Source organism: Campylobacter majalis (assembly GCF_905120465.1).
Classification (GTDB): domain Bacteria; phylum Campylobacterota; class Campylobacteria; order Campylobacterales; family Campylobacteraceae; genus Campylobacter_A; species Campylobacter_A majalis.
Genome location: NZ_CAJHOF010000009.1, coordinates 26,210 through 39,017 on the forward strand (window position 1 = coordinate 26,210; position 12,808 = coordinate 39,017).

Annotated in this window: 11 protein-coding genes and 1 pseudogene; 9 read left to right on the forward strand and 3 right to left on the reverse strand. The window is 29.6% G+C overall.

Going from position 1 to position 12,808, the window contains the following annotated elements:
• Positions 1-14: 14 nt before the first annotated feature.
• The 3 genes from LQU93_RS05795 to ruvC form a co-directional block, all read right to left on the reverse strand.
• Positions 15-515 carry a hypothetical protein gene (locus LQU93_RS05795; RefSeq protein ID WP_229932941.1) on the reverse strand — a complete coding sequence of 167 codons (501 nt, stop codon included), beginning with the start codon at positions 513-515 and terminating at the stop codon, positions 15-17.
• Positions 505-1,527 carry a ribonucleotide-diphosphate reductase subunit beta gene (locus tag LQU93_RS05800; RefSeq protein WP_229932942.1) on the reverse strand — a complete coding sequence of 341 codons (1,023 nt, stop codon included), beginning with the start codon at positions 1,525-1,527 and terminating at the stop codon, positions 505-507. Before LQU93_RS05800 ends, LQU93_RS05795 begins: the two co-directional genes overlap by 11 nt.
• Positions 1,528-1,591: 64 nt before the next feature.
• Positions 1,592-2,062 carry a crossover junction endodeoxyribonuclease RuvC gene (ruvC, locus tag LQU93_RS05805; protein WP_229932943.1) on the reverse strand — a complete coding sequence of 157 codons (471 nt, stop codon included), beginning with the start codon at positions 2,060-2,062 and terminating at the stop codon, positions 1,592-1,594.
• Positions 2,063-2,171: 109 nt separating this feature from the next.
• Here ruvC and dnaA point away from each other — a divergent pair, with 109 nt between their 5' ends.
• The 9 genes and pseudogenes from dnaA to LQU93_RS05850 all read left to right on the forward strand — a co-directional run bounded on the left by dnaA (position 2,172) and on the right by LQU93_RS05850 (position 12,678).
• Positions 2,172-3,491 carry a chromosomal replication initiator protein DnaA gene (gene dnaA / locus LQU93_RS05810; protein ID WP_229932944.1) on the forward strand — a complete coding sequence of 440 codons (1,320 nt, stop codon included), beginning with the start codon at positions 2,172-2,174 and terminating at the stop codon, positions 3,489-3,491.
• Positions 3,492-3,622: 131 nt separating this feature from the next.
• Positions 3,623-4,690 carry a DNA polymerase III subunit beta gene (gene dnaN, locus LQU93_RS05815; RefSeq protein ID WP_229932945.1) on the forward strand — a complete coding sequence of 356 codons (1,068 nt, stop codon included), beginning with the start codon at positions 3,623-3,625 and terminating at the stop codon, positions 4,688-4,690.
• Between the two features lie 12 nt (positions 4,691-4,702).
• Positions 4,703-7,024 (forward strand): DNA topoisomerase (ATP-hydrolyzing) subunit B, encoded by a 2,322-nt coding sequence (gene gyrB / locus LQU93_RS05820; RefSeq protein ID WP_229932946.1) that lies wholly within the window; start codon positions 4,703-4,705, stop codon positions 7,022-7,024.
• Positions 7,024-8,397, forward strand: coding sequence for an EAL domain-containing protein (locus LQU93_RS05825; RefSeq protein ID WP_229932947.1), 1,374 nt, complete (start codon positions 7,024-7,026; stop codon positions 8,395-8,397). The genes gyrB and LQU93_RS05825 overlap by 1 nt, the downstream gene beginning before the upstream one ends.
• 10 nt (positions 8,398-8,407) lie before the next feature.
• Complete coding sequence (gene queF, locus LQU93_RS05830; protein WP_229932948.1) at positions 8,408-9,052, forward strand: preQ(1) synthase; 645 nt, start codon at positions 8,408-8,410, stop codon at positions 9,050-9,052.
• Positions 9,052-10,299: an HD domain-containing protein gene (locus LQU93_RS05835; protein ID WP_229932949.1), complete on the forward strand. Its 1,248-nt coding sequence runs from the start codon at positions 9,052-9,054 to the stop codon at positions 10,297-10,299. Before queF ends, LQU93_RS05835 begins: the two co-directional genes overlap by 1 nt.
• Before the next feature lie 6 nt (positions 10,300-10,305).
• Positions 10,306-10,728 (forward strand): Sua5 YciO YrdC YwlC family protein, encoded by a 423-nt coding sequence (locus LQU93_RS05840; protein WP_229932950.1) that lies wholly within the window; start codon positions 10,306-10,308, stop codon positions 10,726-10,728.
• A gap of 170 nt (positions 10,729-10,898) precedes the next feature.
• A pseudogene (gene gdhA / locus LQU93_RS05845) lies at positions 10,899-12,256 on the forward strand (NADP-specific glutamate dehydrogenase).
• 308 nt (positions 12,257-12,564) lie between these two features.
• On the forward strand, positions 12,565-12,678 hold the full coding sequence (locus tag LQU93_RS05850; protein ID WP_418884066.1) for a DNA methyltransferase: 114 nt from the start codon (positions 12,565-12,567) through the stop codon (positions 12,676-12,678).
• Positions 12,679-12,808: the final 130 nt, after the last annotated feature.

Here is a 12,808-nt window from a genome sequence, read left to right on the forward strand (position 1 = left end):
TATTCTCATTAAATTTATTTTCCAAAGACAAAAGTCAACTCTTTTGGTGCGTGACAGCCATTTGGACTTTTTATGTTTATGTCTGTTCCACCAATTTGCGTATTTGCTTGCAATATCACATAAAATGCCGTTAATTTATCACTTCTTTCTGACTTTTCATCTTTAAAGACCCATATCTCTTCTACTCTTAAATTTTTCTCATCATAATCCAAGATACGCACCTGTAAAAGATCATCTTGAGTAAAACCGCATGCAGCTATGGTTTTAAAGATATCATTGTATAAGATAAAATCATTTAGAGCGTATGAGCGTCCTTTATACTTGCCAGCAGGCACTTCTTGATAAAATACCGCTTTTTCATCTTCTTTTACAAGCTCTAGTTTATAAGGCGAGTGTTTTTGTGCAGATTTTATATTTATATCATTTATAATACGAGCGTGATTGATACCAGTACATGCTGTTAAAAGTAGTGCAAATAGTATAAAAATGATAAAATTTTTAATCTTAAAAATCATCAAAACTTAAACTTCCTTTTGAATAATTCGTAACCTTTGCCTCAAAGAAATTAGATTTTTGATCGTTAAATTTCGCAAACTCATCAACCCATTTAATAGGATGTTTTGCATCATATATCTTTTTTAATCCGATAGCTGTTAAACGCTGATCTATTAAATAATGAATGTATTCTTCGATAATATCATCAGTAAAGCCCATGATTTGATTATTTGTGATGTATCTACCCCATTTTATCTCAAGCTCACCGGCTTTTTTAAACATGGCATATATTTTTTCTTCAATAGCTGGTGTAAATAGATCTGGACGTTCATTACGGACTGAATTTATCATGTTTTGAAATAAAAGCAAGTGAGTTATCTCATCACGCTGAATAAAACGTATCATCTGAGCTGAACCTAGCATCTTGCCAGCACGTGCAAGAGCATAAATCGCTGTAAATCCACTATAAAAATATATGCCTTCTAAAATTTGATTAGCAACCATTGCAAGTAAAAGTTTCTCATCTGTTACCTCACCTGCTAACTCTTCATAAACGCTTGAAATATAGTCATTTTTCTCGCGTAAAACTTCATCATGTTTTTCCATTTCGTATATTAAATCCGTATTTTCACATATCGCTTCTACCATAACCGCATATGATTTAGAGTGATTTGCCTCTTCGTATGCTTGACGTGCCAAACAGGCATTTATCTCAGGTGCAGTGATGTATGGATTGATATTATCAGCTAAATTATTTGTCTGAAAGCTATCCATGGAGATTAATTGACTCCAAACTAAATCATACATGCGTTTTTCAGCGTCTGTTAAATTATAAACATAATCCCTAACATCACCTGTTGTATCGACCTCTTTTGGAAACCAAGTATTTGCTTCCATCAAATCCCAAAGCTTTAATGCCCATTGGTATTTTGCTTTAGTAAAGTTTAAAATTCCATGTGGATTTCCATTAAATACACGCCTATCGGTTAAAGTTTCATTTGAACTTGGATTATAAATTCGTTTTCTTTGCATTTTTTACCTTTTAAATTTTTGCGTGATGATAGCTAAAATTCTTTTTATATTTTATTAAATATTGTTACATTTTTATATTATAAGAGTGAGTTAAAGCAACTGCAATAGCATCTGTTATATCAAGGGGCTTTATATCTTTTGTAATGCCTAAAATTTTTTTCACCATAAATGCAACTTGCTCTTTTTGTGCTTTTGCTTTACCAGTGACAGCTTTTTTTATTTGAAGTGGGGTATATTCTGCAAAATCACCATGAAGTTGTAAAATTTTAAGACTCAATGCTCCACGAAACTGAGCTAATTTTAATACTGTCTTTGGATTGTAAGCAAAAAATATATCTTCAATCGCAACAGAATCAAAGCTGTGATTTTTAAAAATCACATCAAGTCCTTCACATAACTCAGTGATTTGATACTGAAGTGTATTTTGTTTGATTTTAATAAGTCCAGCTTCAACCAAGCTCGTTTTTTTAAGGCTTTTCTCAACTATTGCATAACCGCAATTTTTAGATCCTGGATCTATTCCTAAAATTTTCATCACTTCCTTTTCACAAGTTTTTCACATGTTATTCACATTGTGAAAAAGTTAAAATTTATTAATTTTTTGCTATTATAGAGAGTTTATTTTAATACAAAAAGGTTTAAATTTGCTTATAGATGAAATTTTAGAGAGTTTAAGTAGCCAAATCTCAAAAAAAGAGTATGAAAGCTATATTAAACAGCTTAAATATAATGAAAAATCATCAAGCGATGATATCATAATATTTAATGCTCCAAACGAACTACTAGCAAAATTTATTTTAACAAGATATTCTGAAAAAATCGCATATTTATACGAAGCAAGAACTGGTATAAAACCAAAAATAGAAGTGTTAGTTTCATCAAAAACAACAAAAAACAAAATAAATAAAGTCGATATAAAACAGATAAAAGCACAAAATACATCGCTTGATCCAAATCTAACATTTGAAAATTTTATAGTTGGTGAATCAAATCAAATAGCATATTTAAGCTGCAAACAAGCCGCACAAAATCCTGGCATGATTTATAATCCAATTTTTATTTATGGCTCAACTGGACTTGGAAAAACACACTTGCTTCAATCTGTTGGAAATTTTTGTCAAAATTTAGGCAAAAGTGTAATTTGCGTAACTGCTGAAATTTTTAGAAACGATTTTATAAATTATCTTAAACTAAATACAATGGAAAGATTTAGAGAAAAATATAGAAATTGTGATGTTTTGCTTATAGATGACGTTCAATTTTTGAGTAAAAGTGATAGAACTCAAGAGGAATTTTTTCACACATTTAATGACCTATACGAAAAAAAATCACAAATTATAATGACATCAGATCTTCCACCAAAACAACTTAAAGGCTTTGAAGAGAGACTTGTATCTAGGTTTGAATGGGGCTTAACAACTGATATTGTTATACCTGAGCTAGAAACAAAAATAGCCATAATTCAAAAAAAATGTGAATTTAACGACATACATCTAAATAACGATGTTATAAACTACATAGCTACAAATTTAGGCGATAATATCCGCGATATTGAAGGTGCTATAACAAATATAAAAGCTTATGCAAAACTCATGAATGCTGAAATAACCATAGACTTTGCAAAAAATGTCGTAAGAGATCAGATAAAAGAAAAACGTGAAAATATAAGCCTAGATCAGATACTAGAAATCGTTGCAAAAGAGCTAAATGTCAAGCAAAATGATATAAAAAGTAAATTACGCGTATCTAACATAGTTGAAGCAAGAAGAATAGTAATATATTTAGCTAAAAATTTAACACCAAATTCAATGCCAAAACTTGCAAGTTATTTTGATATGAAAGATCATAGTGCTGTTAGTCACAATATTAAAAAAATAAATGAGCTAATGAATACAAACGAAATTTTCCGTCTTAGAATAGAAGAAATCAAAAATAAAATTTTAAAAAAGGATAAAAAATCGTGAAAAAAAGTGAAAAAAAAATAAAATTTATTCACGTTAAAAATATCAAAATTTCAGGCTTTTGTGAGTGTTTTCACATTTTCACTACATCTACTAATAATACAAAAGAAATTTAAAAATAAAAAGGAGAAAAAATGAGAGTATTTATAAACAAAAACGTTCTTGAAAGTATCATAACAAATACAAATCCATACTTAGAAAAACGTGATTTGTCAGCTATAACTTCTCACATAATTATACAAGCAAAAGATAGTGTTTTAAACATCAAAGCAACTGATTATGAAATAGGCTTAGCATATAAATTAAGTAATGTTAAAATTATAGATGAAGGAACAGCAACAGCAAATGGTAAAAAACTACTTGACATAATAAGAAGTTTAAAAGATGATGAGGTCCAATTAGAAACATTAAATAACTACTTATATATTAAACAAAAAAACTCAAAATACAAACTTCCTATGTATAAATTTGAAGACTTTCCTGAGTTTCCTACAACCCAAAATAAAAATAAATTTGATGTAGATGCTGTAATGTTTGGAAGAAGCCTTAAAAAGATAATCCCAAGTATAGACAACTCAAATCCAAAACACGAACTAACAGGTGCTAAAATAGATATCAAACAAGATTTAATAAATATAGTAGGAACTGATACAAAAAGATTATCAGTATTTTCACTACAAACACAAACTCAAAATGAATTTAGCCTAATAATCCCTAAAAAAGCTATTACAGAGATGCAAAAATTATTTTTTGACAAAATAGAAATTTTCTATGATGAAAATATATTAATAGCACAAAGCCAAAATTTTGAGTTTTATACAAAATTAATAAATGGAAAATATCCTGATTATGATAAAGTTATACCAAAAGAGATAAAAAAGAGAATAAAATTAAATCGCGATAAAATGATAGAAGGCATAAAAACCATATCTATGCTAAGTGATACAATGAAAATAACAATGAACTCACAAACTATTAATTTTGAAAGTGTAATTGAAGATAATTCAGAAGCAAAAACACAAATAGATTGTGAAACTGAACTTGATGAAGAGATATATTTTGGTGTTAAAAATAAATTTTTACTAGATTTCTTATCAAATATAGAAGATGATGAATTTTATTTAGAATTTAATAATAATAACTTACCATTTGTATTAACATCAAAAGAGTTAAAAACGGTTATTATGCCAATAAATATATAAAAAGAGAAAAATATGAGTGAAAAAATATATAACGAAGGTAATATTAAAGTTTTAAAGGGTCTTGAAGCTGTTAGAAAACGTCCAGGAATGTATATTGGTGATACGAATGTAAATGGACTTCATCATATGATTTATGAAGTTGTTGATAATTCAATTGATGAAGCTATGGCTGGATACTGTGATACCATTGATATTGAAATAACTCGCGAAGGTAGTTGTATTGTTACTGATAATGGTCGTGGTATCCCAGTAGGTATGCATCCAACTGAAAATTTACCAGCTGCAACTGTTGTTTTGACAGTTCTTCACGCCGGTGGTAAATTTGATAAAGACACATATAAAGTTTCAGGAGGTTTGCACGGCGTTGGTGTGTCTGTTGTAAATGCACTTTCAAAAAAATTAATTGTTACAATTAAACGTGAAGGAAACGTTCATAGACAAGAATTTAGTAAAGGTATTCCACAAACTGATTTAGAAATAATTAAAACAACAAATCGCACTGGAACTCAAGTTGAATTTTGGGTAGATGATGAAATTTTTGAGGTAACTGAGTTTGATAAAAATATCCTTACAAAAAGATTTCGTGAGCTCGCTTATCTTAATCCAAAAATAACTATAAATTTTAAAGATCAACGTGACGGTACAAATGAGAGTTATCACTTTGAAGGCGGACTTGAGAGTTTTGTTACTGATATGAATACAAAAGAATCTGTTAGTAAAGCTGTTAGTTTTAGTGGTGGAGAAGAAGACGTTATAGTTGATTTTGCACTAATGTATAACGAGACTTATAGTGAAAATTTACTAAGCTTTGTAAATAATATAAAAACACCAGATGGCGGAACACACGAGGCTGGATTTAGAGCTGGTTTAACTCGTGTGATTACAAACTATATACAAGCAAATGCAGCTGCTCGTGAAAAAGATACCAAAATCACAGGCGATGATATTAGAGAGGGTCTTATAGCAGTTGTAAGTGTAAAGGTACCTGAACCACAATTTGAAGGACAAACAAAAGGTAAGCTTGGCTCAAGCTACGTAAAACCAATCGTTCAAAAGATGACATTTGAAGTTCTTTCAAAATATTTTGAAGAAAATCCTATTGAAGCAAGAGCTATAATGAATAAGGCTTTAATGGCAGCACGTGGACGAGAAGCAGCTAAAAAAGCGCGTGATTTAACACGTAAAAAAGATGGGCTTAGCGTAGGAACTTTGCCTGGAAAATTAGCTGATTGTCAAAGTAAAGATGCAACTATTAGTGAGCTTTATTTAGTCGAGGGCGATTCAGCAGGTGGTTCAGCAAAACAGGGTCGTGATAGAGTTTTTCAAGCAATATTACCACTAAAAGGTAAAATTTTAAACGTTGAAAAAGCAAGACTTGATAAAATTTTAAAATCAGATGAAATCAAAAATATGATAACTGCTCTTGGTTGTGGTATAGCAGAAGAATTTGACGCTGAAAAACTTCGCTATCATAAAATAATCATCATGACCGATGCTGACGTTGATGGTAGCCATATTCAGACTCTACTTTTAACATTTTTCTTTAGATTTTTAAATCAAGTTGTAGAAAATGGCTATATTTATCTAGCTCAGCCACCACTTTATAGGTATGAAAAGGGTAAAAAAGAGGTTTATTTAAAAGATGATAAAGCATTAAATGAATTTCTTATTCAAACTGGTATTGAGGGGATGGAATTTAAAAGTATAGGAACAAATGATTTAGTTGATTTTTTAAAGGTTGTAGCAGCGTATGACTCTGTATTAAACGAATTAGGAAAGAGATTTAATCTATTAGTTGCATTAAGATATATTATAGAAAACCCTGACATTATAGCCAAATCATATCCTGAGATGTTTGAAATTTTAAAAAATTTCCTTACTCAAAAAGGGTATAACATACTTAATTCATATGTCAATGAAAATGAAGCTAGAATTTACGTTCAAACTGAAAATGGATTGGAAGAATTTTATTTAAATGACAATTTATTTGCAAATCCACTTTTTGAAGAGGCATTACATATTCATAAAAAAATAATTGAACGTGATATAGATTTTGATGGACGAGATATAATAGAGGTCTTAAAAGAAGTTACAGATAATGCCAAAAAAGGCTCAAATGTAAAAATTCAACGCTACAAAGGTCTTGGTGAGATGAACCCAGATCAGCTTTGGGAGACAACGATGAATCCTGAAAATAGACGATTATTACAAGTAAGTATAGCTGATGCTCAAAGTGCAAGCGACACGTTTAATCTATTTATGGGTGATGAGGTTGAACCACGCCGTAACTATATCCAAGAGCATGCTAAAGATGTAAAACATCTGGATGTTTAATGAATAAAGCACAAAATGCAGAGCGTTCTTATCGGTTTAATATCGCTATTAGAATAGCTTTGCCTTTTATTGTCGCTATTATATTTTCATCATATATTTTATATAAAAATGGCAGCATAGGCGATAACGATATGGTGCTATTTTTTATACTTATAATTAGTTATGTTTATTTTACAACATATATGATATATCAAAGTTTTCAAAATACATTTTTAGATAGTGTTACGAAAGTATATACAAGAGATAAAATTTTAAAAATTATAGATTCTAAAGTTAAAAAAAATAGGGATTTTAATAATTTAACACTTTTAAATTTTAAAAATATTGGTGATATTTCAGATAGATATGGTGTTGATTTTGGTGATGAAATTTTAATTCAGTGTGTTAGGGAGTTAGAGAAATTTTTAGATGAAAATTCGATAAAATCATACTTTTTAGGTAGATATAGTAGTAGTTATTTTTTACTTTATACTAATGAAAATTTACCAAAAATTAGACATTTAATTACAATTTTTAGCAAAAAAATTAAAAATGAAGGAGTAAATAAAAAAGAGATTATATTAAAATTTGAGATTAAAAATATATCTTATAGTGACTTACAAAAGAGTATAAATTATTTAATAAATAGAATTAAAGATGTAAAGATAATAAGTGATGATATAGATGAGTTTGAAAGTGATGTTATAAAAAGCATAAAAAACAAAAATTTTAGTTATAAAGTGCAGAAAATAGCTGGATTTAAGGATGAAAATTTATATTGTGTTATACCGAGTTTAAAAAGTGAAAATCATGGCAATATATCAAAATCTAAAATATCAAATGTTATGTTTAAATATAATATGCAAGTAAATCAAGATATTGCAATATTTTCGTCATTTTTTAATAGTTTAGTTAAAAATGTTAATAATAAATTTATAATTGAAATTTCAATGCAGAGTTTAAACAGTGTGAAGTATTTGGAATTTTTAAAAGAGTTTATTGATGAAAATAAAATAGATGCTTCAAATATTATAATTGAGTTTTATCCTGATGATAAAACAGAGCATTTAAATAGATTATCAGAAATTTTGTTTGAATATAAGAAATTGGGTTTTAGGTTTGCGATTAGCCATTTTGGTGCAAATAACGCATTTTTTGCGTATTTTTTAAATTTAGATATAGATTATATCATATACGATGTAAATATATCTAAAAATTATAAAGATACAAAAGTAGCAAATACGTTTTTAAAATTGAATGAATTAGCAAGGCAAATAGGCATAAAAACTATCTTAAAATTTGTAGATAGGTTTGATATGTTTGAGTTTGCAAAAAATAATAAAGTTGATTTTGTTCAAGGTTTTTATATACAAAAACCACGAGAATTAGTTTAAAAGGAAAAATATGAGTGAAAATTTACAATTAACCGATACACAACAAATGAAATACGGTGAGCGTGAGATAAAAGAATTTGATGTAGAAAAGGACTTAGAAATATGGCCAAACAAACATCAGCGTGATTACACAATACGCATAACTTTACCTGAGTTTTGTTGTCTTTGTCCACGTTCTGGTTATCCTGATTTTGCAACGATTTATATTGATTATATACCAAATAAATGGGTTGTAGAATTAAAAGCTATAAAATTATATATAAATAGTTTCATGAACCGTAATATAAGCCATGAAGATAGTATAAATGAAATTTTTGAAGTTTTACAAACAAAATTAGAGCCAAAATTTTTAAAAATAGTAGGAGATTTTAATCCACGTGGTAATGTTCATACCGTTATAGAGATAACAAATAAAGTATTAACAAAACAGTCTGAGATCTCAAATGAAATAAAATGTGAAAATTATCGTGCTGGTGCTAGGCGTATAGATGAGCGTGAAAAAGATAAAAAACGTGATAATTCTCGCTCTTTTGATAACAAAGATACAAAATCTGCAAAAAGTGGCGATAAGAAACATAACGCAAACAAAGATGGTTTTAGAAAGATAAGTTTTCAAGGCGATAAAAAACCAATAGTTGTTAAAAAAGATAGCTAATGATAAGTGCAAAACTAATAGAACATATATTTAAAGCAGCGTCTATTTCGCGTTGGAATGACTATCCAAAGATGACAAATTTAGTCGAGCTTGATAAACAAGCTCATAAATTTATCATCGCTTATTTTATCGCAAAACTTGAAAAAGATGTTGATATAAACTATATAATTGAAGCTGGAATTTTTGAGTTTTTATCTCGTGTGGTAGTTACTGATATACGTCCTGATGTATTTCATCATATACAAAAAACAAAACGTGAGCAAGTAAATACATGGATAGTCAGTGAGCTTGAAGAACTTTGTATTAAGATTGATGATGGTAAATTTTTTATTAGATTAAAAGATTATTTATTAAGCGATGATAAAACGCATGAAAAAGAAAAACTTATCCTAAAAGCTGCTAGTTATCTATCTACTAGGTGGGAATTTAGCATAGTTTATCAAACAAGCCAGTTTTTAAGCGATATAGACGAATTAAAGCGAAAAGTCGAAGAAGAGCTTGAGGATTATTATGAATTAATTGGTGTTCGAAAAATCGCAATGAATCAAAAACTTGCTCGTTTAGTTGATTTAAGTGGTCGGTTAAGATTTCAAAAACGCTGGGCTCAAACGCCACGCATACCTGAAACTGCAGTGCTTGGACATATGCTAGTGGTTGCTATACTTAGTTATTTTTACTCGCTTAAGGTTAAAGCTTGTGGTAAAAGACTAGAAAATAATTTCTTTTGTGCTTTATTTCATGATTTACCAGAAAGCCTTACAAGAGATATTATAAGCCCCGTAAAATACGGCATAAAGGGCTTAAATGAGATAATAAATGAGTATGAGATTAGACTGATTGATGAGCAAATATTGCCATATGTGCCAAATTCGTATAAAGATGAGTTTAGCTACATTCTAGGAATTAGACAAAATAATGAAGAAATTATTAAAGATGAGTTTGAAAATCGTACATTCGAAAATAAAATTTTACCATTTGATGGAACACTTGAAAATGTAAATGAAGATAAATTTAACGCAATTGATGGCAAGGCATTAAAATATTGTGATAAACTTGCAGCTTACATTGAAGCTGGTATATCTATAAGCTACGGAGTAAAATCAAAAGAGTTAATTGAAGGTTTTAAAGGCATGTATGATAATTTCAAACAAAAACCGAAAATTGATGGCGTAAGCTTTTATGATATATGCGAAAATTTCAATGAGTATTTTAATGTCGGCGAATATGCAAAAGGCATAAAAGCTTGAAATTTCATGATATATCTAGCACAGACTGATACAACAGCTGGATTTTTAAGCGACGATAAAATCCAGCTAAATAGGTTAAAAAATCGTCCAGACAATCAAGAGTGTATAATTACAACGTCAAAATTTCAAAATTTACTTAAACTAACTCGTATCCCAAATATACATAAAAATCGCATAAGAAAGTCTAAATTTTCTACATTTTTATATCCAAATTCTAAAGCTATAAGGGTTATAAAAGATCATAAACATGCAAAATTTTTGTCTAATTTTGACTGGCTTTACTCTACTTCGGCAAATTTACATGGCAAGAATTTTGATTTAAAATGGGCATTACAAGTCGCTGATATAGCAGTAGATAGTCACTTTAGTGAAGAAAAGTCATCTAAAATTTTTAAGATTTCAAATAGTAACATAAAACGCCTAAGATAAAATTATAAAACGAAGTTTAAGCGAAAAAAAATATTAGGCATTGTAAAATACGTTCATCATTTTAAAATTTGATATTTAGTATTTATAAAAGTTGCTTTTTGCAATTTTTATAAATATTGTAAATTTAACAAATCTTAAAATTTGCAATATAACTAAACAAAAGGAAATACATGAGTGCTTACATTAACCGCGTTTTAGAAGGTTTGAAAAACTCAAACATAGGTCAGCTTACGTTTATTCAAGCAGCTACTGAGGTGCTATATAGCCTAGAGCCACTACTTCAAAGAGAGAATAAATATGAAAAACATGCGATTTTAGAGCGTATCACGATACCTGAACGTGCAATAAGCTTTCGTGTAACTTATGTCGATGATAATGGACGACCGCAGGTAAATAACGCTTATAGAGTGCAGTTTAACTCAGCAATTGGTCCATATAAAGGTGGTCTTAGATTTCACCCAACTGTAAATCTTGGAGTTTTAAAATTTTTAGGATTTGAGCAAATTTTTAAAAATTCATTAACAGGCGTTGCTCTTGGCGGTGGAAAGGCGGAAGTGATTTTGATCCAAAAGGCAAAAGTGATAATGAAATCATGAGATTTTGTCAAAATTTTATGAGTGAGTTGTATCGCCATATCGGCAACACTACAGACGTCCCAGCTGGTGATATCGGTGTTGGCGGACGTGAGATAGGATATATGTTTGGACAGTATAAAAAATTAACAGGATTATATGAGGGCGTTTTAACAGGCAAAGGTGTAGATTGGGGTGGCAGCTTGACTAGGACTGAGGCTACTGGATTTGGCTGTGTGTATTTTGTAGAAAATATGCTAAGAAAAGTCGGACAGGGTTTAGATGGCAAAAAATGTGCTGTTTCAGGCTCTGGTAACGTAGCAATTTATACAGTGCAAAAACTAGCCGAACTTGGTGCAAAAGCTATCACTGTCTCTGATTCAGATGGCTATATTTACGATCCAGATGGTATTGATTTAACACTTTTAAAAGAGATTAAAGAGATCAAACGTGCAAGAATAAGCGAATATGTAAAAACTCGCACAAATGCTAAATTTACACACGTTAGCGAGTATAAGCCTGGAACAAATGGCGTTTGGTCTGTGCCGTGTGACGGGGCTTTTCCTAGTGCAACTCAAAATGAGTTAAACCTAGAAGATATAAAAACACTATATGCTAATGGATGTCGTTTTGTTGGAGAGGGTGCAAATATGCCAAGCACACTTGAAGCGATCGATTTTATGCTATCAAAAAAGGATTTTTATTTTGCTCCTGCTAAAGCTGCAAATGCTGGTGGTGTCGCAACTAGTGGACTTGAGATGATGCAAAATGCTGGTATGGCAAAATGGAGCTTTGAAGAGGTCGATACTAGGTTAAAAGGTATTATGAAGCATATTTTTGAACTTAGCTATGAAACAAGTGCTGAGTTTAATCAACCTGGAAATTTAGTTCTTGGTTCAAACATAGCTGGATTTAGAAAAGTCGCTGATGCGATGATAGATCAAGGATATGTATAAAATTTATCCCCATTTTTGGGGATAATTATTTTAGTCTTTCATAAATTTTTTGTATTAATTGTTTTTTATTATTTGAAATCTTTTTGTATAATTTTAAGATGATTTATAAATAAGGCTTTTATCAAAATTTCATGTTTTTTGTTTATTATTAAATCTACGTCTGGTGTAAATTCATATTATATTGTGTTTGCAAATACTTGTTATATCTAATATCTTTATACTACAATGCTTAGCTGAGCTTTTATATTATGAAAATTCTATTTTATTTTAAATAGTGTATTTTATAATACTTAGTAATTATAAAATAAATTAGTTCAGGCACAACTGGTGTGGCTAGTTTGGAACTTGGGCGTAAGTTTATAGGCATAGAAAAGGAAATTGGTTTTTTAAAAATATCAAAAGATAGAATCTTAAAAGTATAAACTTAGATTTAAAGCCCTCTTTGGGGGAAAGAGGGCTTGCTACAAAAAGGAGGTTTTCTTGTTGGACAATGAAATACTACTATTTTGTTTAAAATATAAAAATAACTTTAAGTTAATAGATTTTAATAAC